Origin of the sequence: Nonomuraea sp. NPDC050310 (assembly GCF_040655795.1) — a bacterium.
In the GTDB taxonomy this organism is placed as follows: domain Bacteria; phylum Actinomycetota; class Actinomycetes; order Streptosporangiales; family Streptosporangiaceae; genus Nonomuraea.
Genome location: NZ_JBFAKP010000026.1, coordinates 1 through 25,476 on the forward strand (window position 1 = coordinate 1; position 25,476 = coordinate 25,476).

General features: G+C 72.0%; 21 protein-coding genes and 1 rRNA gene. 20 read left to right on the forward strand and 2 right to left on the reverse strand.

Going from position 1 to position 25,476, the window contains the following annotated elements; translation table 11 throughout:
• The 11 genes from rrf to AB0I67_RS37510 form a co-directional block, all read left to right on the forward strand.
• Positions 1-85, forward strand: a 5S ribosomal RNA gene (gene rrf / locus AB0I67_RS37460); the annotation flags it as partial.
• 237 nt (positions 86-322) lie between these two features.
• The gene (locus AB0I67_RS37465; protein ID WP_357934283.1) at positions 323-1,618 is read left to right on the forward strand and encodes a folylpolyglutamate synthase/dihydrofolate synthase family protein; all 1,296 of its coding nucleotides are present in this window, start codon (positions 323-325) and stop codon (positions 1,616-1,618) included.
• 46 nt (positions 1,619-1,664) lie between these two features.
• Positions 1,665-2,006, forward strand: a complete 342-nt coding sequence (locus AB0I67_RS37470) for a DUF4233 domain-containing protein (protein WP_357934054.1) — start codon at positions 1,665-1,667, stop codon at positions 2,004-2,006.
• Between the two features lie 11 nt (positions 2,007-2,017).
• Positions 2,018-3,853: a hypothetical protein gene (locus AB0I67_RS37475; RefSeq protein ID WP_357934057.1), complete on the forward strand. Its 1,836-nt coding sequence runs from the start codon at positions 2,018-2,020 to the stop codon at positions 3,851-3,853.
• Between the two features lie 88 nt (positions 3,854-3,941).
• On the forward strand, positions 3,942-4,352 hold the full coding sequence (gene ndk, locus AB0I67_RS37480; RefSeq protein ID WP_357934060.1) for a nucleoside-diphosphate kinase: 411 nt from the start codon (positions 3,942-3,944) through the stop codon (positions 4,350-4,352).
• A 217-nt stretch (positions 4,353-4,569) separates the two neighbouring features.
• Entirely contained in the window at positions 4,570-5,604 is a 1,035-nt protein-coding gene (locus AB0I67_RS37485; protein WP_357934063.1) for a rod shape-determining protein, read from the forward strand.
• Positions 5,601-6,482, forward strand: a complete 882-nt coding sequence (gene mreC, locus AB0I67_RS37490) for a rod shape-determining protein MreC (protein WP_357934065.1) — start codon at positions 5,601-5,603, stop codon at positions 6,480-6,482. The genes AB0I67_RS37485 and mreC overlap by 4 nt, the downstream gene beginning before the upstream one ends.
• On the forward strand, positions 6,479-6,943 hold the full coding sequence (gene mreD, locus AB0I67_RS37495) for a rod shape-determining protein MreD (protein ID WP_357934068.1): 465 nt from the start codon (positions 6,479-6,481) through the stop codon (positions 6,941-6,943). Before mreC ends, mreD begins: the two co-directional genes overlap by 4 nt.
• A 5-nt stretch (positions 6,944-6,948) precedes the next feature.
• Complete coding sequence (gene mrdA / locus AB0I67_RS37500; RefSeq protein ID WP_357934071.1) at positions 6,949-8,961, forward strand: penicillin-binding protein 2; 2,013 nt, start codon at positions 6,949-6,951, stop codon at positions 8,959-8,961.
• Entirely contained in the window at positions 8,958-10,118 is a 1,161-nt protein-coding gene (gene rodA / locus AB0I67_RS37505) for a rod shape-determining protein RodA (protein WP_357934074.1), read from the forward strand. Before mrdA ends, rodA begins: the two co-directional genes overlap by 4 nt.
• A gap of 40 nt (positions 10,119-10,158) precedes the next feature.
• Positions 10,159-12,069 (forward strand): TIGR03960 family B12-binding radical SAM protein, encoded by a 1,911-nt coding sequence (locus AB0I67_RS37510; protein WP_357934077.1) that lies wholly within the window; start codon positions 10,159-10,161, stop codon positions 12,067-12,069.
• 50 nt (positions 12,070-12,119) lie between these two features.
• Here AB0I67_RS37510 and AB0I67_RS37515 read toward each other — a convergent pair whose 3' ends face one another.
• Complete coding sequence (locus tag AB0I67_RS37515) at positions 12,120-12,890, reverse strand: sugar nucleotide-binding protein (protein ID WP_357934080.1); 771 nt, start codon at positions 12,888-12,890, stop codon at positions 12,120-12,122.
• 177 nt (positions 12,891-13,067) lie between these two features.
• Here AB0I67_RS37515 and AB0I67_RS37520 point away from each other — a divergent pair, with 177 nt between their 5' ends.
• The 9 genes from AB0I67_RS37520 (at position 13,068) to AB0I67_RS37560 (ending at position 24,709) form a co-directional block, all read left to right on the forward strand.
• Positions 13,068-13,862 (forward strand): TIGR03936 family radical SAM-associated protein, encoded by a 795-nt coding sequence (locus AB0I67_RS37520; protein WP_357934286.1) that lies wholly within the window; start codon positions 13,068-13,070, stop codon positions 13,860-13,862.
• A 140-nt stretch (positions 13,863-14,002) separates the two neighbouring features.
• Positions 14,003-17,470, forward strand: a complete 3,468-nt coding sequence (locus AB0I67_RS37525; RefSeq protein WP_357934082.1) for an Rne/Rng family ribonuclease — start codon at positions 14,003-14,005, stop codon at positions 17,468-17,470.
• Positions 17,471-17,684: 214 nt separating this feature from the next.
• On the forward strand, positions 17,685-17,987 hold the full coding sequence (gene rplU, locus AB0I67_RS37530; protein WP_357934085.1) for a 50S ribosomal protein L21: 303 nt from the start codon (positions 17,685-17,687) through the stop codon (positions 17,985-17,987).
• 15 nt (positions 17,988-18,002) lie between these two features.
• The gene (gene rpmA, locus AB0I67_RS37535) at positions 18,003-18,260 is read left to right on the forward strand and encodes a 50S ribosomal protein L27 (protein WP_357934087.1); all 258 of its coding nucleotides are present in this window, start codon (positions 18,003-18,005) and stop codon (positions 18,258-18,260) included.
• A gap of 374 nt (positions 18,261-18,634) precedes the next feature.
• Positions 18,635-19,987 (forward strand): GTPase ObgE, encoded by a 1,353-nt coding sequence (gene obgE / locus AB0I67_RS37540; protein WP_357934090.1) that lies wholly within the window; start codon positions 18,635-18,637, stop codon positions 19,985-19,987.
• A gap of 130 nt (positions 19,988-20,117) precedes the next feature.
• The gene (proB, locus tag AB0I67_RS37545; protein WP_357934092.1) at positions 20,118-21,239 is read left to right on the forward strand and encodes a glutamate 5-kinase; all 1,122 of its coding nucleotides are present in this window, start codon (positions 20,118-20,120) and stop codon (positions 21,237-21,239) included.
• A 9-nt stretch (positions 21,240-21,248) separates the two neighbouring features.
• Positions 21,249-22,493, forward strand: coding sequence for a glutamate-5-semialdehyde dehydrogenase (locus AB0I67_RS37550; protein ID WP_357934095.1), 1,245 nt, complete (start codon positions 21,249-21,251; stop codon positions 22,491-22,493).
• A gap of 48 nt (positions 22,494-22,541) precedes the next feature.
• Positions 22,542-22,706 carry a hypothetical protein gene (locus AB0I67_RS37555; RefSeq protein ID WP_357934098.1) on the forward strand — a complete coding sequence of 55 codons (165 nt, stop codon included), beginning with the start codon at positions 22,542-22,544 and terminating at the stop codon, positions 22,704-22,706.
• A gap of 71 nt (positions 22,707-22,777) precedes the next feature.
• Positions 22,778-24,709, forward strand: a complete 1,932-nt coding sequence (locus AB0I67_RS37560; RefSeq protein WP_357934100.1) for a protein kinase — start codon at positions 22,778-22,780, stop codon at positions 24,707-24,709.
• Here the strand turns inward: AB0I67_RS37560 and AB0I67_RS37565 are convergent.
• Positions 24,706-25,461 (reverse strand): hypothetical protein, encoded by a 756-nt coding sequence (locus AB0I67_RS37565; protein ID WP_357934103.1) that lies wholly within the window; start codon positions 25,459-25,461, stop codon positions 24,706-24,708. The genes AB0I67_RS37560 and AB0I67_RS37565 overlap by 4 nt on opposite strands.
• Between the last annotated feature and the right edge of the window lie 15 nt (positions 25,462-25,476).

The window sequence follows — 25,476 nt, forward strand, 5'->3', positions numbered from 1 at the left end:
TTACATTCCGAACCCGGAAGTTAAGCTTCTCTGCGCCGATGGTACTGCACTCGCCAGGGTGTGGGAGAGTAGGTCGCCGCCGCACAAATATTGGTCAGTAGGGCCCGCCGTGGGTTTCCCGGCGGGCTCTACTGCGTTGCACGAGGGTTAGGCCCGTCCGGGTGTCCGGGCGGGCCTTTTTGCGTTTACTGAGGCTTCTCGCGGAGGCCGGCCCATGTCCAAGCCAGGGAAACACATGATCGGGTTTGGCCCGGGGCGCGAGCCGTACCCGCAGATCAGTAGGGTTGAGGGTGTGGAGTACAGAGCAGTGGAGCGCGCCATCATGGAGCGCGGTGTCGAGTGGGACTTCGAGCCGACGCTGGGGCGGGTGACCGCGCTGCTGGAGTTGCTCGGGGAGCCGCAGAAGGCGTACCCGATCGTGCACATCGCGGGGACGAACGGCAAGACGAGCACGGCGCGGATGACGGAGACGCTGCTGCGCGAGCGCAACCTGCGGGTGGGGCGGTTCACCAGCCCGCACCTGGTGACGATGCGCGAGCGGATCGTGGTGGACGGCAAGCCGCTGAGCGAGGAGCGGTTCGTCGAGGTGTTCGAGGAGGTGCTGCCCTACGTCGATCTGCTGGAGCGCGACGGCGGGCGGCGGGTGCAGTTCTTCGAGGTGCTGACCGCGATGGCGTTCGCCGCGTTCGCGGACACGCCGGTGGACGTGGCGGTGATCGAGACCGGGATGGGCGGCACGTGGGATGCCACGAACGCCGCCGACGGGGACGTGGCCGTCATCACGCCGATCTCGCTGGACCACACCGACCGGCTGGGCGAGGACATCGCGACCATCGCCGGGGTGAAGGCCGGGATCATCAAGCCCGGCGCGACGGTCATCCTCGCGCAGCAGGAGCTGGAGGCGGCCGAGGTGCTGATGCGCCAGGCCGCCGAGACCGGCGTGGTGGTGGCGCGGGAGGGTCTGGAGTTCGGGGTGCTGGCCCGCGAGGTGGCGATGGGCGGGCAACTGCTCACGCTGCGCGGGCTGAAGGGCGCCTACGACGAGGTGTACCTGCCGCTGTACGGCGCCCACCAGGCGAGCAACGCGGTGTGCGCGCTGGCGGCGGTCGAGGCGATGACCGGGGGCGACGAGCCGCTGGCCACCGACCTGGTCCGGCAGGCGTTCGCGCAGGTGACGTCGCCGGGCCGGCTGGAGGTCGTGCGGCGGGGCCCGACGGTGGTCGTGGACGCGGCGCACAACCCGGGCGGCATGCAGGCGACCATCGAGGCCGTGGAGGAGTCGTTCGACTTCGCCAAGGTGATCGGTGTCGTCGCGGTGATGCGCGACAAGGACGTGTCGGGCATCCTCGAACTGCTGGAGCCGGTGCTGGAGGAGGTCGTGGTGACGACGAACTCCTCGCCGCGGGCGATGCCGGCCGCGGAGCTGGGCGTGCTGGCCGAAGGCTATTTCGGGGCGGACCGGGTGCACGTGGTCGAGCGGCTGGACGACGCGATCGACCGCGGCATCGGGATCGCCGACGCGCAGGGCGAGTTCAGCGGCACGGGCGTGCTGATCACCGGGTCCGTGGTGACCGCGGGGGACGCACGGCATCTGATGAAGGCCGGGGACGAGGAGTGAGCCGCGCGGAGCTGGAGCCGGCGCGGCGAGAGGCTGGAGACGAGACGTGAAATTCGTCGTGACACCGGGACTGCGCCGCCTGTGCGCCACGGTGCTGGGCATGGAGGCGATCGTCGTCGGGCTGGTCACGCCGGTGGCGATCAAGCTGAACGACGTGGCCCCCGCGCTGGCGGTGACCGCGGGCGTGGGCCTGGCGGTGTTGTGCGTGCTGGTGGCCGGGATGCTCAAGCGGCCGTGGGCGTACGCGGCGGGCACGGTGGTGCAGGTGCTGGCGATCGCCACCGGTTTCCTGGTGCCGACCATGTTCTTTCTTGGCGGACTCTTCGCCGTGCTGTGGATCACGGCGATTATCGTCGCTCGCCGTGTCGAGGGCGTGACTTCGCGCTAAAGTCGGCCTACATGGCCGTCCCCCCAATTCAGCGGTCCCAGCAGGCGGCTGCCGCGGGACCGGGCACCAGCGCAGGCTGGTACACCTCACCCCTCCTCTTCGACGTCGTGCTCGGGGCGCTGCTGCTGGTCGCGCTGCCGCTCGCGATCGTCGCCATCCCCAACACCGTCTCGGTCGTGGGCGATCTGCTGCCGCAGGAGATGGACCGCGTCGGGCTGATGCGCGCGCACGGGTTGTCCGTGCCGGCGACGATGCTGACCGTGCCCTTGGCGGCGATCGTGCTGCGCAAGGTGAAGGTCGCGCATCTGCTGGTCGGCGGGCTCGCCCTGCTGGCGGTGGCGGACGTGCTCGGCGGGTTCGCCGGCTCGACCTTCATGGTCGGCGTGCTGCGCGTCCTGCACGGCGTGGGCGCCGGGTTGCTCATCCCCGCGACGCTGGTCGCCGCCTGGGACCGCGGGCCTGCGCTGCGCGCGGTCTGGGCGGGACTGCTGGCCGCGAGCCTGCTCTGCGCGCAGGCGCTGGCGTTGTGGCCGCTCGACGGGGTCACGAGCTGGAAGATCACGCTGCAGCCGTACCCGCTGCTGACCGGGGTGGCGCTGGCGCTGGCGGCCGGATACTTCGTGCTGTGGGTGCTGCGCGGCGAGAACGCGACGCCCGCGCCGCAGGGCGTCGAGCACAGCCGGTTGTCGCTGTCGGCCGTGCCCGCCGCGGGCATCGCGGTGCTGGCGATCGGCACGACCTACAGCGACTGGGGCGCCTTCCTGGTGCTGGCCGCGGCCGCGCTCTCGGTCGGCGCGCTGCTGGCGCTGGCGTCGATCGGCAACCGGGAGGGCCGCACGCTGGCCTACGCGGTGGTCGCGGTCGGCACGGTCGTGCTGCCGACCGCCGCGCAGACCACCATGGTCGAGATGGGCGGTATGGGCGGTCCGGGGCTGAAGGGGCTGTGGGCGCCGTTCCTGATCGCGGCCGTGCTGACCGTTGCGGCCGCGTTCTGGGCAGGCGTGTACGGCGGAGCCATGCGCCGGTGGCTGGTCTCGGCCGGGCTGCTCAGCATGGTGATGGGGCTGTGCGGGATCCGCCTCATGGTGCCGACGTCCGAGGGGATCTGGCTGGCCGTGCCGTTCGCGCTGCTCGCGGTCGGGGCGGGGGTCGCGCTCGTGGGGGCGTTGCGGCAGGCCGGGGTGGGGTCGGCGTTGTTCGCGTTGACGTTGTGCTTTCCCGGGGTGCTGGCCGGATACCTGCTCGGTACCGGGGTGCAGGTGATGCGGGTCGCCGGGTCGCGGACGCGGCAGCAACTGGTGGACAACTTCGTCGGCGCGCTGCACGGGTGGGCGCTGGTGGGTGGGTTCCTGGTCGTCGTGGTCATTCTGCTGGCCTCGTTCCTGGCTCGCGGGCCGGGGGCGGAGACCGAGGCCGAGGGTGACGCTCCTCCGTCGGAGGAGGCCGTCGTCGCGGCTCCCGAGGTGTCGCCGCCGGTGTTCGCCAAGCCGTACGCGACCAAGAAGCCCGCCGAGGAGCGGGAGATGGTCACCGTGTCGGCGCAGGGGGACACGGGGGGCGCGAACGCGGCGGCGAAGGCGCCGGCGGGCGAGGCGGGGCGACGGAAGACGCCTGCTGAGCCGGAGAAGGGGCCGGATCAGGCGGAGGCCGAGGAGGCCGAGACCCGCGCCGAAGGCACCGAAACCACCGGAAGCCCCGAGAGTGCGGAGAGTGCCGAGAGCGCGGTGGTGGCGGAGGACGAGGCCGACGACGCGCCGACCGGGGAGGTGCCGAGGGTGGTCACCAGCGCCCAGCTCCCGGTCGTGCCACCCCCGGCCCAGTCACCAGAGGACGGGGACCGGCTGTAACCGAGAGGGCGGGGGTGCGCGTAACGGTAAGCTGTGCGACGTCACGCGCATCTGTCGCGACCAAGATCTGTTCAAAGGAGAACCTCCCGTGTCCGAGCGCACTCTTGTCCTGATCAAGCCCGACGGGGTGAAGCGTGGCCTCATCGGTGACGTGATCGCCCGCATTGAGCGCAAGGGCCTCAAGATCGTCGCCATGGAGCTGCGTCAGCTCGACGCCGAGGTCGCCAAGGCGCACTACGCCGAGCACTCCGAGCGTCCGTTCTTCGGCGAGCTGGTGGAGTTCATCACCTCCGCTCCGCTGGTCGCGCTGGTCGTCGAGGGCCCGCGCGCGGTCGAGGCCTTCCGCGCCCTGGCCGGCCTCACCGACCCGGTGAAGTCCGCTCCCGGCACGATCCGCGGCGACCACGCCCTGGAGATCGGCGAGAACGTCGTGCACGGCTCCGACTCGCCCGAGTCCGCCGCTCGCGAGATCAAGATCTTCTTCCCGGACCGCTTCTAAGGTCTGCCGGAAACGCCGGATCCCACGGGGGTCCGGCGTTTCTGCTGTTCAGGGACGGTGGAAAAGGGCGAGCCGGTGTAAAAGGAGGGTCGGCTAGCGAGGAAAGATTTTTCTGGTGCGGAAGCGCTCATTGCGCCACAGGGTGGGTACGTCACGTTACGATTCGGGTGCGATCCGTAGTCATCCGCGTACGACGTGACGGAAGGCCACTTTCCCCATGGGCAGCAAGCTCGCCTTTCTCGGCCGCGACATGGCGGTCGACCTCGGCACCGCAAACACGCTGGTCTACGTGCGCGGCCGCGGCATCGTCCTGAACGAGCCCTCGGTCGTCGCCATCAACACCGCGACCGGAAAGATCGTGGCGGTTGGCATCGAGGCCAAGCGCATGATCGGCCGGACGCCCGGCAACATCGTCGCCGTGCGGCCGCTGAAGGACGGCGTGATCGCCGACTTCGACGTGACCGAGCGCATGTTGCGCTATTTCATCCAACGCGTGCATCGGCGACGCCATTTCGCCAAGCCGCGCATCATCATCGCGGTGCCGAGCGGCATCACCGGCGTGGAGCAGCGCGCGGTGAAGGAGGCCGGCTACCAGGCCGGGGCCCGCAAGGTCTACATCATCGAGGAGCCGATGGCCGCCGCGATCGGCGCGGGGCTGCCGGTGCACGAGCCGACCGGGAACATGGTCGTCGACATCGGCGGCGGCACCACCGAGGTGGCGATCATCTCGATGGGCGGCGTGGTGACCAGCCAGTCGATCCGGGTCGGCGGCGACGAGCTGGACCAGGCGGTGATCAGTTTCGCCAAGAAGGAGTTCAGCCTCATGCTCGGCGAGCGCACCGCCGAGGAGATCAAGATGGCGATCGGCTCGGCCTGCGAGACGGGCGACGAGTGCCATGCCGAGATCCGCGGGCGCGACCTGGTGAGCGGGCTGCCGAAGACCGTCGTGATCAGCGGCGAGGAGATCAGGAAGGCCACCGAGGAGCAGGTCAACGCGATCGTCGACGCGGTGCGCACGACCCTGGACAAGTGCCCGCCCGAGCTGTCGGGCGACATCATGGACCGCGGCATCGCGCTGACCGGCGGCGGGGCGTTGCTCAAGGGAATGGACGACCGCATCCGGCATGAGACAGGGATGCCCGTCCACCTGGTCGACAACGCGCTCGACTCGGTGGCGCTCGGCTCCGGCCGGTGCGTGGAGGAGTTCGAGGAACTGCAGCAGGTTCTGGTTCCGGAGGCACGGCACTCATGAGGGACACGCGCCGCGCCCGGCTGATCCTCGGACTGCTGCTGACCGCGGCGCTCGTGATCCTGACCGTCGACCATCGCGCGGGGGACGGCTCGCCGCTGGGCCCGCTGCGCGGGATCGGCGCTTCGGTGTTCGGTACGGCGCAGCAGGTCGGCTCCTCGGTGACCCGCCCGATCGGGTCGTTCTTCAGCGCGCTGGTCGACGCGCCCTCGGCGCAGGAGCGCATCAAACGGCTGGAGGCGGAGAACGCCCGGCTGCGCTCGGGGCTGGCGACGGCCGCGCTGGACAAGTCCCGGTCGGCCGAGCTGCAGCGGATGCTGGGGCTGGCCGGCACGGGCGGGTACACGGTGCTCCCGGCCACCGTCATCGCCCGGCGCGGGCACCCCGGGTTCGAGGACGCGATCGAGATCGACGCCGGCACCGCCGACGGGGTCCGCCCGGACATGACGGTGCTCAACGGCGACGGCCTGGTCGGGCGGGTGGTCGCGGCCAGCGGCAGCACGGCGACCGTGGTCCTGCTGAGCGATCCCGCCTCCTCGGCGGGCGCGCGGGTGGAGGGCGGCAACGAGCTGGGCGTGGTGAGCGGCGTCGGCAACAGCGGGCGGCTTGTGCGCTTCCGGCTGCTCGACTCGACCGCGCCGCTCGCGCGGGGGCTGCGGCTGGTGAGCTTCGGGTCGGAGAAGGGCACGCCGTACGTGCCGGGGGTGCCGATCGGGGTGATCGAGCAGGTCGAGGCCACGCCGGGCGAGCTGACGAGGAGCGCCTACGCCCGGCCGTACGCGAACTTGAGCGCTCTGGACGTGGTGGGCGTGGTGGTGCGGGCGCCGACGCGGCAGCCGCGGGACGCGGTGCTGCCGCCGGCGGCCAAGGAGTCGCGGTGATCGCCGCGCTGGCGCTGGTCGCCGCGCTGCTGGTCCAGATGACGCTGGTGAACCGGCTGCACCTGCCGGCAGGTGGGGTGCCCGACCTGGTGCTGCTGACCGTGATCGGGCTGGCCTCGACGCGCGGGCCGGTGGCGGGGGCGGTCATGGGCTTCTGCGCCGGGCTGCTGGCCGACCTGATGCCGCCGGCGGCGCACCTGGTGGGGCAGTACGCCTTCGTCTACGCGCTGATCGGCTTCCTGGCCGGGCGCGGCGTCGGCGGGCCGGTGACGACCGTCGTGCTCTGCGTGGTGCTGGCGCCGGTGCTGGCCGCGGCGGTGGGCGGGCTGATCGGCGACTCGCGGGTGACGATGGCGACGCTGACCGAGATGGTGCCGGTGACCATGGTGTACACGCTGATCCTGGCGCCGGTCGTGGTCTGGACGATCTCGTGGAGCGGCAGGGGGAGGCTGGCGACGTGACCCGGATGCGGACTCGGCTGGTCGTGCTGCACGTGCTGGTGCTGACGCTGCTGGCCGTGCTGGCGGTGCGGCTGTGGCAGGTGCAGGTGGTCCAGGGGCACGAGTTCGTGTCGGCCGCCGCCGAGACCCGCAACCGCAACGTGGTGGTGCCCGCGGTGCGGGGACAGATCCTCGACTCGTCGGGACGGCCGCTGGTGCGCAACCGCACGGCGCTGGTGGTGTCGGTGGACCGCCAGCAGGCGACCAGGAACCCGAAGGTGCTGCAGCGGCTGGCGGAGGTGCTCGACCGGCCGGTCAAGACGCTGGAGAAGCGCATCAGGCCGTGCGGTCCCGGCGTGACCCGGCCGTGCTGGACCGGCTCGCCGTACCAGCCGATCCCGATCGACGACCGGGTCAGCACCCGGGAGGCGCTGACCATCCTGGAGCGCCAGGAGGAGTTCCCCGGCGTGACCGCGGAGGTGCAGGCGGTCCGCGAGTACCCCGGCGGCCGGGCGGGCGCCCAGATGCTCGGCTACCTGCAGCCCGTCACCGAGGAGGAGCTGGAGCGGCGCGACGGCCTGAAGGCCGGCTTCTCCGGCGTCGACCTGGTCGGCCGCGACGGGCTGGAGGCGACCTACGACGAGGAGCTGCGCGGCAAGCCGGGCCTGCGCAAGGTGCAGGTCGACCGGCTGGGCAAGCCGATCGGGGTCGAGCAGCAGGTCGCGCCGATCCCCGGGGACACGCTGGTGACCAGCATCGACGCGCGGATCCAGGGCTTCGTGGAGAAGGCGGTGCACGGGGCGATGAAGAAGGCCCCGCGGGCCGACGGCGCGGCGGGCGTCGTGCTGGACGCCAAGACCGGCCGGGTGATCGCGCTGGCCAGCGCGCCGGGCTATGACCCGGCGGTGTGGGCCGGCGGCATCTCCGAAGCGGAGTACCAGCGGCTGCTGTCGGAGAAGGCGGGCAAGCCGCTGGTGTCGCGGGCGATCAAGGGCGAGTTCGCGCCGGGTTCGACCTTCAAGGTCTCCTCGGTGGCGGCGATGTTGCGCTCCGGCTACCCGATCAAGGGCACGTACGGGTGCCCGGGCGCGTTCATGGTGGGCGACCGGCCCTTCCACAACTTCCGCGGCATCGGGCTGGGCACGCTGACCATGCACACCGCCCTGGTGAAGTCGTGCGACACCATCTTCTACAAGGCCGCCTACGAGGAGTGGATCCGCGACGGCGGGCTGCACGCCGGCCCCAAGGCCAAGGAGCGGTTCGCCGCGACCGCGCGGGCCTTCGGCTTCGGCTCGCCGACCGGGATCGACATCCCGGGCGAGTCGGCCGGGCGCATCCCGGACCGGGCGTGGAAGAAGAACCTGTGGGCGCAGACCAGCGCGGAGACGTGCAAGCGCTCCCGCACCGGCTACCCCGAGGTGAAGAGCGCGTCGCGGCAGGCCTTCCTCAAGCGGCTGGCCCACGAGAACTGCGTCGAGGGCTACCTGCTGCGTCCGGGTGACGCGGCCAACTTCTCCATCGGCCAGGGCGACGTGCTGTCCACGCCGCTGCAGCTCGCGCGGGCGTACGCGGCGCTGGTGAGCGACGGCAAGCTGCGCAGCCCGCGCATCGGCTGGGCGCTGGTGCGGCCGGACGGCACGCTGGTCAAGAAGATCGAGGTGCCGGTGGTCGGGAAGCTGCCGGTCAGCCCCGCCGAGCGGGCCTACATCAAGAACGCGCTCAGCCAGGTCGCCTCCGACGGCACCGCGGCCGGGGCCTTCTCCGGCTTCCCGATGGACCTGGTGAAGATCGGCGGCAAGACCGGAACCGCCGAGGTGTACGGCAAGGCGGACACCTCCTGGTTCGCCTCCTTCGCGCCGACGCAGAACCCGAAGTACGTGGTCGTGGTGATGGTCTCGCAGGGCGGCATGGGCGGCCAGACCGCGGCGCCTGCCGTACGGGAGATCTACGAGGGCATCTACGGCATCAAGGGCACCGAGCCCGTCAAGCCGGTCACCAAGCTGCCGACGATCGCCCCGGACGGGACGGTGCAGCGATGACCGAACGCACGTTGCTCGCCAGGAGGCGGCCCTTCACCCGGGCGGGGGCGCGGGCGGCGGTCTGGAAGCTGGACGGGGTGCTGCTGGTCGCGGTGGTGGCGTTGTGCGTCATCGGCACGCTGCTGGTGTGGTCCTCGACCCGCACCTGGGCGCCCGGCTCGACGGGACTGGTGAAGAAGCACCTGCTCAACGTGGCGATCGGGCTGGCGCTGAGCAGCGCGGTGGCGATGCTGGACTACCGGCTGCTGCGGGCCTACGCGCCGGTGATCTACGCGGTCACCGTGATCGGACTGGTGCTGGTGCTGACGCCGCTCGGCACCGAGGTGAACGGCTCGCACTCCTGGATCATGCTGGGCGGCGGCTTCGCCATCCAGCCGTCGGAGTTCGCCAAGCTGGGGCTGGTGCTGTTGCTGGCCATGCTGCTGGCCCGGCCCAAGGAGGGCACCGACCGGCCGCGCTGGCTGGACGTGTTCCTGGGCGCGCTGGCGGCGGCGCTGGCGATGGGGCTGGTCATGCTCCAGCCCGACCTGGGCACCACGCTGGTGATGGGCGTCATCTTCGTCGGCGCGCTGGCCATCGGCGGGGTGCGCAAGCGGCTGCTGATCGGCCTGGCGCTGGCGGCGGTGGGCGGGGCGGCGGCGGTCTTCTACTTCGAGCTGCTGGAGCCGTACCAGCTCGCGCGGCTGACCGCCTTCATCGACCCGAGCACCGACCCGCGCGGCGTCGGCTACAACAGCACGCAGTCGATGATCGCCATCGGCTCGGGCGGGCTGTTCGGCAAGGGCCTGTTCGACGGCGGGCAGACCACCGGGCGGTTCGTGCCCGAGCAGCACACCGACTTCGTCTTCACCGTGGCCGGTGAGGAGTTCGGCTTCCTGGGCTCGGTGACCGTGGTGGCGCTGCTCGGCGTGGTGCTGGTGCGGGGGCTGAACATCGCGCGGCTGTGCGACGACCGCTTCGGGACGCTGGTCGCCGGGGGGATCGTGTGCTGGTTCGCCTTCCAGATCTTCGAGAACATCGGGATGACCGTCGGCATCATGCCGATCACCGGCCTGCCGCTGCCGTTCGTGTCCTACGGCGGGACCGCCACCTTCGCCAACCTCATCGCGGTCGGCCTGTTGCAGGCCATCCGGATGCGTGACCAGGCCTTCACCTAGGCAGGCCCGGCCATGCCCGGCGTCCCGATAGTCTTGGGGTATGTCTGTCGAGTCGATTTTCCCGCGCCTGGAGGCGCTCCTGCCCGCGGTGCAGAAGCCGATCCAGTATGTGGGGGGTGAGCTCAACTCGACCGTCAAGGACTGGGACGAGGCCGAGGTCCGCTGGGCGTTGATGTACCCCGACGCCTACGAGGTGGGCCTGCCCAACCAGGGCGTGGCGATTCTCTACGAGATCCTCAACGAGCTGCCCGGCACGCTGGCCGAGCGCACCTACGCGGTCTGGCCCGACCTCGAGAAGCTGATGCGCGAGCACGGCGTCCCGCAGTTCACCGTGGACGGTCACCGGCCGGTGCGCGCCTTCGACGTCTTCGGCGTCTCCTTCTCCACCGAGCTGGGATACACCAACATGCTCAACGCGCTCGACCTGGCGGGCATCCCGCTGGTCGCCGCCGAGCGTGGCGAGGACGACCCGATCGTGGTGGCCGGCGGGCACGCGGCGTTCAACCCCGAGCCGATCGCCGACTTCCTGGACGCGGCCGTGCTGGGCGACGGGGAGCAGATCTCCATCGCGATCAGCGAGGTCGTCCGCGAGTGGAAGGCCGAGGGACGGCCCGGCGGGCGCGACGAGCTGCTGATGCGGCTGGCCGAATCCGGCGGCGTGTACGTGCCGAAGTTCTACGACGTGACCTACCACCCCGACGGGCGCATCGCCCGGGTGGCGCCCAACCGCTCCGGCGTGCCGTGGCGCGTGCACAAGCACACGGTGATGGACCTCGACGAGTGGCCCTACCCGAAGAAGCCGCTGGTGCCGCTGGCCGAGACCGTGCACGAGCGGTTCAGCGTCGAGATCTTCCGCGGCTGCACCCGCGGCTGCCGCTTCTGCCAGGCCGGGATGATCACCCGGCCGGTGCGCGAGCGGTCGATCACCACGATCGGCGACATGGTGGAGAACGGCATCCGCGAGTCGGGCTTCAACGAGGTCGGCCTGCTGTCGCTGTCCAGCGCCGACCACTCCGAGATCGGCGAGGTCGCCAAGGGGCTGGCCGACCGCTACGAGGGCACCAACACCTCGCTGTCGCTGCCCTCGACCCGGGTCGACGCCTTCAACATCGACCTGGCCAACGAGTTCTCCCGCAACGGCCGGCGCTCCGGCCTCACCTTCGCGCCCGAGGGCGGGTCCGAGCGCATGCGCAAGGTGATCAACAAGATGGTCACCGAGGAAGACCTCATCCGCACGGTGACCACCGCCTACGCGCAGGGGTGGCGGCAGGTGAAGCTGTACTTCATGTGCGGGCTGCCCACCGAGACCGACGAGGACGTGCTCGGCATCGCCGACCTGGCCAAGAAGGTCATCGCCGCGGGCCGCGAGGTCACCGGCTCGCGCGACATCCGCTGCACCGTCTCCATCGGCGGCTTCGTGCCCAAGCCGCACACGCCCTTCCAGTGGGCCGCGCAGGCCGACGCCGAGACCGTCGACCGGCGGCTCATGGCGCTCAAGGACTCGCTGCGCAACGACAAGCAGTACGGCAGGTCGATCGGTTACCGCTACCACGACGGGAAGCCGTCCATCGTCGAGGGCCTGCTCTCGCGGGGCGACCGTCGGGTCGGGGCGGTCATCCGCGCAGTCTGGGAGGACGGCGGGCGCTTCGACGGGTGGAGCGAGCACTTCTCCTACCAGCGGTGGCTCAAGTGCGCCGAGCAGGCCGGAGTCGACGTGGCCTGGTACACCACGCGCGAGCGCGAGGAGAACGAGGTCCTGCCGTGGGACCACCTCGACGCCGGGCTCGACCGCTCCTGGCTCTGGCAGGACTGGCAGGACGCGGTCAACGGGGCCGAGGTCGAGGACTGCCGGTGGACGCCGTGCTACGACTGCGGCGTCTGCCCGACGATGGGGACCGAGATCCAGATCGGGCCCACGGGCCGGAAGCTGCTCCCGCTCACCGTCGTCTGACGCTGCGGACCTGTCGGTGGCCCTCCTTCTAGGGCCTGAGCTGACGCTGCCTACGGTTTGAGGAACTCGCGGGCGCCGCGCAGGGCGGGCCATCGGGTGCTGCGCAGGCGGGTGTCCAGCGGGTACGGCTGCGCCGCCCGGGCGGAGCACACGCTCGCCGGGTCGAGGCCGTCGCGGGCGGCGATCAGCCGGCCCAGCTCCAGGCGGCTCACGTCGTCGGCGCCGGCCAAGTGCACCACGCCGGTGAGACCGGAGCCGGCCAACTCCACCAGGGCCGCGGCCAGGTCGGTCACGTGCACGGGAGTGCGGAGCACGTCCTCGAAGCAGGGGATCCCGTCATGGACCAGGCGCTCGTGCGGGCTGGCCCCGCCGTCGCCGATGACCAGGGAGATGCGCACGATCACCGCGTCGGGGCACAGCCGGGTGACCGCCTCCTCGGCCGCCGCCTTGGCTCTGCCGTACGGGGTGATCGGGGCGGGCGAGGCGCTCTCGTCATAGGGAGCGCGGTCGCCGCCGAAGACGGCGTCGGTCGAGACGTGCACCAGCCGGGCCCCGGTACGGCTCGCCGCCGCGGCGACCGCGGCGCTGCCCTGGACGATGACCCGGTCGTCGCCGTACCTGGCGGCGGTGTGCACGATGACGTCCGGCGCGAGCCGCGTCACGAGGGCGAGGGTGGCGTCGTCCCGGGTGAGGTCGAGGCGTTCCCAATGTCCGCTTCCGGACAGGCGGGTGCCGTGCACGGCGAAGCCCGCCGCGGCGGCGGCCGCGGCCGTGACACCGCCGACGAATCCGCTCGCACCGGTGACCAGCATGCTTTTCATCGCATGATGATGGCACGTGACCGGGACGTGACCGGAGCGGACAAGATCGTGGAGGTCAGCGGGGGTTGATGGCTTGCCCGCGGCCTTATCCTGAGGGGGAAGAACTTCCAACAGGATGGAGAGGCAGCCCACCCGCCGGGTACGGCTCGCCTTGACGTGAGAAAGGAAAGACAGGCTCTGAAATCTGTTCCCGAAGGGCCGGCTCCCGCGCCGACGGCGCAGCGCCTTCGCGTGCGCTACGCCAAGCGTGGCCGCCTGCGATTCACCAGCCACCGCGACATCTCGCGGGCGGTGGAGCGGGCGGTTCGCCGCGCCGGAATCCCGGTCGCGTTCAGTGCGGGTTTCTCACCCCACCCCAAGATCTCCTACGCGGGAGCGGCGCCGACCGGCGTCGCCAGCGAGGCCGAATACCTCGAGATCGGCGTCACCGAGCCGTGTGACCCGGGCCGGCTGCTGGCCGATCTGGACGCCTCGCTGCCCCCCGGCCTCGACGTGCTCGACGTCGTCGAGGCGCGCACGGCGGGCTTCGCCGAGCGGCTGGAGGCCTCGGTCTGGGAGTTGCGCCTGCCCGGAGCCGACGCGGGGTCGGCTCGGAGCGCGGTGGAGAAGTTCCTCGCGGCCGAGACCGTGGAGGTGGAGCGCCTCACCAAGAAGGGCATCCGCCGGTTCGACGCGCGCGAGGCTGTGCTCAGCCTTGAGGAAACAGACAGAACCGCAGCTCAGGTGCCCGGGCAGTCGTGTGTCATACTGCGCATGGTTGTTCGGCACATGACTCCTGCCGTTCGACCCGACGACGTGCTCGCAGGTTTGCGTCATGTGGCCGACTTCGCGCCGCCGATTCCCCCCGAGGTGATCAGGCTGGCGCAGGGGCCGCTCGATGCGACCGGTGAGCCTGCCGACCCGCTCGACCTTGACCGCGACACGACGCGCGGCGGCGACACGGGACCGGCGGGCGAGCACGGCGGCGGTTAGGCAACGCCCCACCAGGTGTTGCCGCCCCTGACAGGACTTGGCGCCCGCGCCCTCTCCGGAGGACGCGGGCGGACAACGAGACACGAGAGCTCCCGCGCGGCGCAGACCCTGCGCCCGGGAGCTGACGGGAGAACGCCCGCATGCTCGACAACGAGCCCAACGCCGGCGCCGCAGGCGCCGACGGGGACACAAACGAGGAACGAAGCACCGCCAAGCGGCGCAGGTCGGCCAGCCGGCCCGCCGGCGCACCCGTGGACGACACGCCGAGCGTGATCGTCGTCAACCCGGGAAAGCCGGAGGACTCGGCCGAAGCCGGCGGCTCGGCCGGGACCGGGGGTACGGCCGGCAGCGCGAGCTCCGCCGGGACCGGAGGTACGGCCGGCAACGTGAGCTCGGCCGGGACCGGAGGTACGGCCGGCGCCGCGGGCTCGGCTGAGGCCGGGAGCCCGGTCGAGGCCGCGGTGGGTGCGGTGGTCGAGGAGGCCGTCGCCAAGCCCAAGCGCGCTCGCCGGACCACCAAGAAGGCCGCCGCCGAGGCCGCCGCTGCCGAAGAGGCCGCCGCCACTGCGCCCGCCACCCCCACCGCTGCGGGCGGTGCCCCGGTGAGCGACGCCGCCGGTGCTCCGGCTGGCCAGGCCGACGCCTCCGCGGGAGCGGGGGCGGGGGCGGGTGCCGGGGCCAGGCGTGCGCCGGTGAAGAAGGCCGCGCGGGCTGCCGGTCCGCCGCCCGAGGTGGAGGACGAGGCGCCGAGTGCGCCGGTCACCCGGCTGGCGGGGTCGGCGTCCGAGGTGGTCGTGGCTCCGGCCGCGCCGGTCGCGGAGTCCGGGCCGGTCAAGAAGGTGACGCGGGCCGCCGGTCCGCCGCCCGAGGTGGAGGACGAGGCGCCGAGCGCGCCGGTCACCCGCCTTGCGGGGTCGGCTTCCGAAGTCGTCGTGGCGCCGGTCGCTGGGGAGAGCCCGGTCAAGAAGGTCACCCGCGCCGCCGGTCCGCCGCCCGAGGTGGACGAGAGCGCCGGACCGCGGGCCCAGAGCGCTGAGGCGGCCGCTCAGCCGGTCAAGGCCACCAGGGGCACCACGAGCCGCACCCGCCGGTCCAAGGCCGCGGAGAGCGCTCCCAGCGCCGCCGAGACCGCTGCCCAGCCCGCGACCGCTCAGCCCGCGACCGCTCAGCCCGCGACCGCTCAGCCCGCGACGGCTCAGCCGACGACTGCCCAGCCGACCGTCGCCCAGCCGTCCGCCGCTCAGCCGTCGGGCCTCGAGGCCGCGACCGCTCAGCCCGCGACCGCCGCGCAGCCGGTAGAGGCGTCCGTCCAGGGCGAAGGCTCGGCGGAGCAGCCGGTCAAGGCGGTCAAGCGGACCCGCACCCGGAAGAAGGCCGAGCCGGAGCCGGTGGTGGACGAGGTCGCCGCCGACATCCTGGAAGTGCTGCCCGAGGACGAGCCGCTCGACGACGAGCCCGCAGGTGAGGACCTCGACGAGGAGCCGATCACCCGCCCCGGCCTGCTGTCCGACCCGTTCGGGTTCACCGCGCGCCGCGACGACCAGCCGGTCTTCCAGCGCCCCGCGGCCATCTTCACGCCGCTGTTCCAGGCGCCCGACCCGAGCCAGGCGATCCCGGCCCGGCCGGAGCCGGTCGTGCCCGCCGTACCGCAGGTGACGGTCACCGAGACCGACGACACCGAGCTGGACGAGGCGGAGGACGACGAGAGCGAGGACACCGAGGACGACGGCGACCGTGAGGAGGCCGGAGGCCGCCGCAGGCGCCGCCGGCGCGGTGGCCGGGGCCGCGGCAAGTCCCGCGAGCGCGACGACGCCGACGAGGCGGAGGAAGGCGCCGAGGAGGAGGCCGCGGAGCAGGAGGAGGAGCAGGACGAGGAGTCCTCGTCCGGCTCGCGCAGGCGGCGTCGCCGCCGGCGTCGCGGCGACGACTCCGACGAGCCGGCCGCCACCCCCGACGACCCGCCGAACACCGTGGTGCGCATCCGCGCGCCGCGCACCGGCCGCGCGGCCCTGCTGGACGTGGCCGCCGACGGCGTGCAGAGCGTGCGGGGCTCGACCCGGCTGGAGGCCAAGAAGCAGCGCCGCCGCGAGGGCCGCGAGCTCGGCCGCCGCCGTCCGCCGATCATCACCGAGGCGGAGTTCCTGGCGCGCCGCGAGTCGGTCGACCGCATGATGGTGGTCCGCCGCACCGGCGACCGCACGCAGATCGCGGTGCTCGAGGACGGCATCCTGGTCGAGCACTACGTCAACCGCGAGGCCAGCCAGTCCTACGTGGGCAACGTCTACCTGGGCAAGGTCCAGAACGTGCTGCCCTCGATGGAGGCGGCCTTCGTCGACGTCGGCAAGGGCCGCAACGCGGTGCTGTACGCCGGTGAGGTCAACTTCGACACCGCCGGGCTGGAGGGCCAGCCCAAGCGCATCGAGACCGCCCTGAAGTCGGGGCAGTCGGTGCTGGTGCAGGTCACCAAGGACCCGATCGGGCACAAGGGCGCGCGGCTCACCTCGCAGATCTCGCTGCCGGGCCGCTACCTGGTGTACGTGCCGGACGGGTCGATGACCGGCATCAGCCGCAAGCTGCCCGACAAGGAACGCACGCGGCTCAAGAGCATCCTGAAGAAGGTCATGCCGGAGAACGCGGGCGTCATCGTGCGCACCGCGGCCGAGGGCGCTTCCGAGGACGAGCTGGCGCGCGACGTGGCGCGGCTGTCGGCGCAGTGGGAGGCCATCCAGAAGAAGGCCAAGTCCGCCTCGCCGCCCGAGCTGCTGTCGGCCGAGCCCGACCTGACCATCCGGGTCGTGCGCGACGTGTTCAACGAGGACTTCACCTCGCTGGTCGTGCAGGGCGAGGACGCCTGGGAGACGGTCGACGAGTACGTGAAGTACGTCGCGCCGCATCTGGAGGACCGCCTGTCGAAGTGGGACGGGGCCGAAGGCGACGTCTTCGCGCACTACCGCATCGACGAGCAGCTCGGCAAGGCGCTGGAGCGCAAGGTGTGGCTGCCCAGCGGCGGCTCGCTGGTGATCGACCGGACCGAGGCCATGACCGTGGTCGACGTCAACACCGGCAAGTTCACCGGCCAGGGCGGCAACCTGGAGGAGACGGTCACCAGGAACAACCTGGAGGCCGCCGAGGAGATCGTGCGCCAGCTCCGGCTGCGCGACATCGGCGGCATCATCGTGATCGACTTCATCGACATGGTGCTGGAGTCCAACCGCGACCTCGTGCTCCGGCGGCTGCTGGAGTGCCTGGCGCGCGACCGGACCAAGCACCAGGTCGCCGAGGTCACCTCCCTGGGTCTGGTGCAGATGACGCGTAAGCGGGTCGGCCAAGGCCTCCTGGAGGCCTTCTCGACGCCGTGCGACTGCTGCAACGGCCGCGGGGTCATCGTCTCGACCGAGCCGGTCGAGTCGAAGCCCGAGCCGCGTGGCACGCAGGGCAAGATGGCTGTCGAGAAGGCGGTCGCGGATAAGGTCTCGGCAGCTAACGGGGCTCCGAGTCGTGATACTGTGACCGGTGCGCTGGAGGACGTTCCTCACGAGGACGACCAGGCAAACCAGACTTCTGGCAGGGGGCGGCGACGCTCCCGCCGAGCCAAGTCCGCCGACTGATTCGGCGGACGGCCGACGATCCGTCCGGTTCGACGACGTTGCCGTTCATCCGGTAACCTAGTAAACCGGTGCGCTCAGTGGCGCGCCTTCTTTGCGCGCCCACCTGGGTCGTCGGTTTTCCTGACGGAGACGGGTGCTCGGGCGCAGCATTCGGCGATTGGTGACCGGTCCTCCCGGGCGCCCATCGCACAGCAGACAGTAGAAGGGTTCCGCGGTGTACGCGATCGTTCGTAGCGGCGGCAGGCAGCAGAAGGTGTCCGTCGGCGACGTCCTTGAGATCGACCTGGTCGCCGGTGAGGTCGGTTCCTCGGTCTCGCTGCCGACGGTGCTCGTCGTCAACGATGGCGATGTCACCACCGAGGCGGGCAAGTTCACGGTGTCGGCCGAGATCCTCGGCGAGACCAAGGGTCCGAAGATCCGCATCCTCAAGTACAAGAATAAGACCGGTTACAAGAAGCGCCAGGGTCACCGCCAGCGGTACACCCAGGTGAAGGTCACCGGAATCGACAAGGCCTGATTGGGAGTTTGAGAAATGGCACACAAGAAGGGCGCATCGTCCACTCGGAACGGCCGTGACTCCAACGCCCAGCGCCTTGGCGTCAAGCGTTTCGGCGGCCAGCTCGTCAACGCGGGCGAGATCATCGTCCGTCAGCGTGGCACCCACTTCCACCCGGGTGACAACGTCGGCCGTGGTGGCGACGACACGCTGTTCGCGCTGACCGCTGGTCACGTGCAGTTCGGCTTCAAGCGCGGTCGCAAGGCCGTCAGCATCGTCCCGGCCGCGGAGTAATCGCGCGCCGACGAGCGTTGATGCGAGGGGTGGATCGACAGGTCCGCCCCTCGTTTCGTGTTTTCGGGGGTCGGTTCGCCGGCTGCCGGGGCATGGATGGGGTACGGCACGCGTTCCGTTGACCAGGGGGCGGTCGCGGGGGGAACCGCGCGGCTCGGCCCGGCTGGACCGGCCGGGAAGACCGGCCCTGGCTGCCCAGGCCTCCGACGGGCTCGGCGTAGCTGACCCGTGGCCCCGAGTGGGCCGGGCGTAGCGGGGCCGGCCCCGTGGGTCTCGTCGGCCGTCTCCCTGGAGGGGGCCCGGCCACGTGCGGCGGTTGGGCCTGACCGGGCGCCAGCCGTACAGAATCTAGGTTTTTGGCTTTGGAGGCGGAAATGCCGGACTTTATCGATCAGGTGGTGCTGCACATCACCGCCGGCGACGGGGGACACGGCTGCGCCTCGGTCCACCGGGAGAAGTTCAAGCCGCTCGGCGGCCCCGACGGAGGCAACGGCGGGCGCGGCGGCGACGTGATCCTGGAGGTGGACCCCAACACGGCCACCCTGCTGGACTACCACCGCAGGCCGCACCGCAAGGCGGAGAACGGCAAGCAGGGCCACGGCTCCAACCGGGACGGCGCCAACGGCGGCGACGTGATCCTGCCGGTGCCCAACGGCACGGTGGTGAAGGACGCCTCGACCGGCGAGGTGCTGATCGACCTGGTCGGCGCGGGCACGCGGTACGTCATCGCGAAGGGCGGCCAGGGCGGGCTGGGCAACGCGGCGCTGGCCTCGACCAAGCGCAAGGCGCCCGGGTTCGCGCTGCTGGGCGAGCCGGGTGACGGGCTGGACGTGGTGCTTGAGCTGAAGAGCGTCGCGGACGTGGCGCTGGTCGGCTTCCCGAGCGCGGGCAAGTCGTCGCTGATCGCGGCGATCAGCGCGGCCCGGCCGAAGATCGCCGACTACCCGTTCACCACGCTGGTGCCCAACCTGGGCGTGGTGACGGCGGGGGAGACGGTGTTCACCGTCGCGGACGTGCCGGGGCTGATCCCGGGGGCCTCCGAGGGCAAGGGCCTGGGCCACGAGTTCCTGCGGCACGTGGAGCGCTGCGACGCGCTGGTGCACGTGATCGACATGGCGACGATGGAGCCCGGGCGCGACCCGATCTCCGACTACGAGGCCATCGAGAAGGAGCTGCACGCCTACGGGCAGCTCGAGGACCGGCCGCGGATGGTCGTCCTGAACAAGGCGGACGTGCCGGACGGGCGCGAGCTGGCCGAGATCGTCACGCCGGAGTTCGAGGCGCGCGGGATGCGGGTCTTCACCATCTCGGCGGCCACGCACGAGGGCCTGAAGGAGTTCATCTTCGCGATGGGCGAGTGGGTCGCGGCGGCGCGCGCGGCCAAGCCGGTCGAGGAGCCGACGCGGCTGGTCATCCGGCCTCGGCAGCTCGGCGAGGCGGGCTTCACCGTCCGCAAGGTGGGCGAGAACACCTTCCAGGTCACCGGTGAGAAGCCGGAGCGGTGGATCAGGCAGACCGACTTCACCAACGACGAGGCCGTGGGCTACCTGGCCGACCGGCTGGAGCGGCTCGGCATCGAGGACGAGCTGGCCAAGGCGGGCGCCACCGCCGGGGCCGAGGTGGTCATCGGCTCGATGGAGAACGGCTACGTCTTCGACTGGCAGCCGACCCTCAACGCCGAGGCGGTCCGCCAGGGCCCGCGCGGCACCGACAACCGCCTGGGCTGACCCCCGTACAGCACTTGAGCTCACGCGGCCTGGGCGACTCGCCCGGGCCGCTTCGGCATCCGGCTCCGCCGCCGTCTCGGATGGCGAAACAGCGGCGGGCCGGGTGACCGGTCTCAGATAGGGTTTTCGCGTGCGGGAACAGATCAGCGCGGCGTCGAGGGTAGTGGTCAAGGTCGGCTCCTCCTCCCTCACCACGCCACAGGGCATGATCGACGTCGATCGCGTCGACGCCCTCGTCGACGTGCTGTCGGCGCGCCGCCGCACGGGCACGCAGCTCGTCCTGGTCTCCTCGGGCGCCATCGCCGCCGGGCTCGGCCCGCTCGGCCTCAGCGCCCGGCCGCGCGACCTGGCCACCCAGCAGGCCGCCGCCTCGGTCGGCCAGGGGGTGCTCGTCGCCCGCTACACCTCCAGCTTCGCGCGGTACGGCCTGCGCGTGGGCCAGGTGCTGCTCACCGCCGACGACATGATGCGCCGCGCCCACCACGCCAACGCCCAGCGCACCCTCGACCGGCTGCTCGACCTGGGCATCGTGCCGGTGGTGAACGAGAACGACACCGTCGCGACGGATGAGATCCGTTTCGGCGACAACGACCGGCTGGCCGCGCTGGTGGCCCACCTGATCAGGGCCGACGCGCTGGTGCTGCTGTCGGACGTGGACGCGCTCTACGACGGGCCGCCGTCCAGGGCCGGTTCACGCCGGCTGGCGGAGGTGCGCGGGCCGGAGGACCTGGCCGGGGTCGAGATCGGCCGCAACGGTTCTGCGGTCGGCACCGGCGGCATGGTCACCAAGGTCCAGGCGGCGCGGATCGCGACCGGCGCGGGCATCCCGGTGGTGCTCACCGGCGCCGCGCACGCGGCCCACGCGCTCGCCGGAGCCGACGTCGGCACCTACTTCCACCCCGGCGGCCGCCACCCGGGCACCAGGCTGCTCTGGCTCGCGCACGCCACCACCGGGCGCGGCCGGCTGACGCTGGACGACGGCGCGGTCGAGGCCGTGGTGACGCGCCGCAAGTCGCTGCTGCCCGCGGGCGTGCTCTCGGTCGAGGGCGACTTCGCCGCCGGCGATCCGGTGGACCTGGTGGGGCGCGGCGGCGGCGTGGTCGCGCGCGGGCTGGTCAACTTCGACGCGGGGGAGATCCCGGGGCTGCTCGGGCGCTCGACCAAGGAGCTGGCGAGCACGCTCGGCCCGGAGTACGAACGCGAGCTGATCCATCGCGACGACATCGTCATACTTGAATCCCACCAGCCTTAGGAGAGCGCGATGTCCGAGGAGTTCCTGAAGGTCGCCCACGCGGCACGAGCGGCCGCCGCCGAGCTGGCCCCGCTGCCGCGGGCGCCGAAGGACCGGGCGTTGCGCGTGCTGGCCGACGCCCTGGTCGCGGCCACCGCGCAGATCGTCGAGGCCAACGGCCGCGACGTGGAGCGGGCCCGGGAGGCGGGCACGCCGGAGGCGATGATCGACCGGCTGCGGCTCGACGCCGGGCGCGTGGCGGCCATCGCCGAGGCGGTGCGCCAGATCGCCGACCTGCCCGACCCGGTGGGCGAGGTGGTGCGCGGCAACACCCTGCCCAACGGCCTGGAGCTGCGCCAGGTGCGCGTGCCGCTGGGCGTGATCGGCATCATCTACGAGGGCCGCCCCAACGTCACCGTCGACGCCGCGGCGCTCTGCCTCAAGAGCGGCAACGCGGTGCTGCTGCGCGGCTCCTCCAGCGCCTACGAGTCCAACACCGCGCTGGTGCGGGTGATGCAGGAGGCACTGGCCGGCACCGACGTGCCGGCGGGCGCGGTCCAGCTCGTGCCCGGCCTGACGCGCGAGTCGGTCAAGGAGCTGATGCGCGCTCGCGGGCTGGTGGACGTGCTGATCCCGCGCGGCGGGGCGTCGCTGATCACCTCGGTGGTGGAGGAGTCCACGGTGCCGGTGATCGAGACCGGCGTGGGCAACTGCCACGTCTACGTGGACGCGGGGGCCGACCTGGGCATGGCGCTGGAGATCCTGCTCAACTCCAAGACGCAGCGGACCTCGGTGTGCAACGCGGCCGAGTCGCTGCTGGTGCACCAGGAGGTGGCCGCGGAGTTCGTGCCGCTGGCCATGGCGGCGCTCCAGGCGGCGGGCGTGACGGTCCACGGCGACGCCGCGTTCGTCGCGCACGGCGCGGTCGAGGCGACGGAGGAGGACTACTTCACCGAGTACCTCTCGCTCGACCTGGCCGCCAAGGTGGTCGGCTCGCTGGAGGAGGCCGTCGCGCACATCCGCACCTACGGTTCCGGGCACACCGAAGCGATCGTCACCCGCTCGCAGCAGGCCGCCCGCCGGTTCGTCTCGCTCGTCGACTCGGCGGCGGTCGCGGTCAACGCCTCCACCCGCTTCACCGACGGCGGCGAGTTCGGCTTCGGCGCGGAGATCGGCATCTCGACGCAGAAGCTGCACTCCAGGGGCCCGATGGGGCTGCCGGAGCTCACCTCCACCAAGTGGATCTACACCGGAGAGGGTCACGTCCGGGATTGAGCGGCGTGTCATCGTGCCCTGACGGTGGGTAAACGCTTGACTGGGCGCATGGAGATCGTCGTCGCGCTCGCCTTCTCGGCGGCGGTGCTGTTCGGGGCCGACCGGCTGCTGCTGTGGCTCGAGGCCAAGGGCCACGTGAACTGGCGCCGCAAGGGCCGCAAGCGGCTGAACGACCAGCCGGCGGCCGGTCTCGACAAGCTCCTTCGGAAGTAACGGCGCGCCTTGAGTAATTGGCGTGCCCTTCAGCGTTAAAGTTGTGCCCTTATGGGCGCAGGGGAGGGACGGTGAGCAAGCTCGGCAAGGTCGGGCCCTACGCCCTTCTTGAACGGCTGGGCCGTGGCGGGATGGGTGAGGTCTACCTCGCCACCAGCCGTCGTGGCGATCAGGTGGCCGTCAAGGTGCTTCGCGACCTGGTCAACGATGACAACGCCAGGATCCGGCTGGATCGCGAGGTGCGCGCGCTGCGCAGGGTCGAGAGCCCCTATGTCGCCCGCGTGCTCGACGCCGACCTGGAGTGCTCGCGTCCCTACCTGGTCATGGAGTACATCGACGGGGACACCCTGCTCCACCGGGTACGGCGAAGCGGCCCGCTGCTCGGCGCCGACCTGCTCGAACTGGCCCGCGGCATCGCGACCGCGCTGGCGATCGTGCACGCGGCCGGGATCGTGCACCGGGATCTGAAGCCGGCCAACATCCTGATGAGCGACGACGGCCCGGTGCTGATCGACTTCGGCATCGCGCAGGTCAGCGACGCCACCCGGTTGACGCTCACCGGCACCTTCCTCGGCACGCCCGGCTACGCGCCGCCCGAGCTGTTCGCGGATGAGCAGGTGGCCGAGCCGGCCGATGTCTACGCGTGGGCGGCGACGGTCGCGTTCGCGGCCACCGGGCGGCCCACCTTCGGGCGGGGCACGGCCGAGGCGCAGATGTACAACGTGCTGAACGGGCAGGCCGACCTCAAGGGGGTGCCCGCCGGGCTGCTGCCGCTGGTGCGGGCCTCGCTGAACCGGGAGCCGGCCAAGCGGCCGACCGCCGCGATGCTGGCCGACCGGCTTTCCCGGCTGGTCAAGGCCGCCTCCGACGCCGAGCCGCCCAAGCCTCGCACGCCTGCGGACGGGCGGGTGCGGGGGCGCACGATCGTGGAGGAGGGGCAGGGCGCCGGCGAGCGCGGCCGGGCCGCCCGGCCGGCGCCGGAGGAGGACGGGACGACCCGGACCGGTCGCCGCGCCACCGACGACGGAGCGGCTCGTCCCGGGCGTGGCCGTGCCGCGGAGGACGGGACGGCTCGCCCGGGCCGGAGCCGCGTGATGGACGAGGGAACGGGGCGGGCTGCCCGGGGCCGCGCCGCCGATGACGGCGCCGCACGGTCGTCCCGTGGGGACGGGGCGGCGCGTTCCGTGCGGGGCCGGGCGGCGGAGGAGTCTCGCGGGCGGGCGGCGGAGGAGGCCAGGGGACGGGCGTCGGAGGAGTCGCCGGGCCGGCTCCTGCGGGGGCGGGCTGCCTCGGACGACGGGCCCGGCACCGGTGAGCGCGTGCGTGGACGGCTGCCCGGGCGGGGCCGGGGCGAGGCCCGTGGGGGAGTCGTCGCCCGGGTGGCCGCCGAGGCGCGGCCCGGGGTGGCCGGCCGTACCGCGGGGGTGGCCAAGGTGCGGCGGGCCCGCCGGACGGCCGAGGCCGGGGCGGAGGCCCCGGCGACCGCGCTGCCGGCCGGGAACGTGGCGTTGCTGGTGCTCGCCGTCCTCGCCGTGCCGTGCGTGGTGGCGACGGTGATCTGGCCGGTGGCGACCTTCGGGATCACCGCGGCCTTCGTGATCCTCACCCGGACCCTCTGGGCCGGGCACTGGCTGGTGCGCAACCGGACCTCGCGCCGGATCCGCATCACGCTGCGCGTGCTGAGCTTCCCGTTCGCCGCGGCGGGCGCGGCGCTGGCCGCCGCCGTGTGGCCGGGGGTGCCGGCCGCCGCCCTGGCCGGGCTCACGTTGTGGGCGGTGGCCGGCGGCGAGCTCGGCGGCGACTGGTGGCAGCAGGTGGCCCCGGTGACCGCGGCGGGCGTGGTCTTCGGGGTGGTCTGCGGCGGCATCCTCGGGCGCGAGATCGAGCGCATCGGCGCCCGCCTGCCCGACCTGCGCCGCGAGGGGTTGCGCGCCCTGGCCGTGCTGGGCGGGTTCGTCGCCTTGTGCGCGGCCGCGGTGCGCGCGATCGCCCTGCTGCTCTAGCCGATCTTCGACGGCGGGGCGGTCCAGGTGTTGCAGGCGCCCGGGTCGGCCTGGGCGAAGCCGCGCTTGGTCCAGGCCTTGATGGTCGAGGCCTTGCCCCACTCGCGCGGCCGGCCCGCCTCGTCGCCCTGGAACAGCGAGAGCAGGTAGTCCCAGTCGTCGTCGGTACGGCCCGGCAGCGGCCACACGCTCTTCATGAACGCCCCGGCCAGGCAGTCGTTCTGCAGGGAGTAGCGGCGGATCTGCTCGCTCAGCTCGGCCTTGTTCCTGTACGGCGCGGCGTCATAGGCCGCCCCGATGCCGACGAGCTGCTGGACGTGCATGGCGTACATGGTCGCGGTGTTGGAGAACAGCCACAGGTCGCCCGGCTCGTTGAGCCACTCGTTGCCGAGCTGGACGGCGATGGTCGAGGTCTTGCCGCAGTACCAGGACTGGGAGTCGCCCTCGCCGATCTCCATGTCGCACCACTTGCGCGGGAACTTGGCCAGGTACTTGACGTTGACCGGCTTGAACGGCAGCCCGGCGGCGGTGAGGTGCTGCTGCCAGGTGCGCTCCAGGCAGGTGATGACCGCGTCGATGTAGGCGCGGGCGTCGGCGCGGTTGCGCGGCCTGATCTCCTGCTCCGCGCAGGTGCTGTCCTGCAGCGGCCCCGCCCGGTAGAGCGGGTTCTTGGTCAGCACGGGATCCGTGACGGGGTAGGCCGCGCCGCTGAGCGGGAGCACGGACAGCGCGGCGAGGAGGGCGAATTTCACGGATGTGACAGTAGG

Bases quoted from the DNA above. Each gene is read 5' to 3' on its own strand.
- AB0I67_RS37485 (WP_357934063.1), top strand. From the start codon at position 4,570: ATGGGCAGCAAGCTCGCCTTTCTCGGCCGCGACATGGCGGTCGACCTC.
- obgE (WP_357934090.1), top strand. From the start codon at position 18,635: ATGCCGGACTTTATCGATCAGGTGGTGCTGCACATCACCGCCGGCGAC.
- AB0I67_RS37465 (WP_357934283.1), top strand. From the start codon at position 323: ATGGAGCGCGGTGTCGAGTGGGACTTCGAGCCGACGCTGGGGCGGGTG.
- mrdA (WP_357934071.1), top strand. From the start codon at position 6,949: ATGCGGACTCGGCTGGTCGTGCTGCACGTGCTGGTGCTGACGCTGCTG.
- AB0I67_RS37515 (WP_357934080.1), bottom strand. From the start codon at position 12,890: ATGAAAAGCATGCTGGTCACCGGTGCGAGCGGATTCGTCGGCGGTGTC.
- AB0I67_RS37510 (WP_357934077.1), top strand. From the start codon at position 10,159: ATGTCTGTCGAGTCGATTTTCCCGCGCCTGGAGGCGCTCCTGCCCGCG.
- AB0I67_RS37550 (WP_357934095.1), top strand. From the start codon at position 21,249: ATGTCCGAGGAGTTCCTGAAGGTCGCCCACGCGGCACGAGCGGCCGCC.
- AB0I67_RS37475 (WP_357934057.1), top strand. From the start codon at position 2,018: ATGGCCGTCCCCCCAATTCAGCGGTCCCAGCAGGCGGCTGCCGCGGGA.
- mreC (WP_357934065.1), top strand. From the start codon at position 5,601: ATGAGGGACACGCGCCGCGCCCGGCTGATCCTCGGACTGCTGCTGACC.
- rpmA (WP_357934087.1), top strand. From the start codon at position 18,003: ATGGCACACAAGAAGGGCGCATCGTCCACTCGGAACGGCCGTGACTCC.
- AB0I67_RS37525 (WP_357934082.1), top strand. From the start codon at position 14,003: ATGCTCGACAACGAGCCCAACGCCGGCGCCGCAGGCGCCGACGGGGAC.
- AB0I67_RS37555 (WP_357934098.1), top strand. From the start codon at position 22,542: ATGGAGATCGTCGTCGCGCTCGCCTTCTCGGCGGCGGTGCTGTTCGGG.
- rodA (WP_357934074.1), top strand. From the start codon at position 8,958: ATGACCGAACGCACGTTGCTCGCCAGGAGGCGGCCCTTCACCCGGGCG.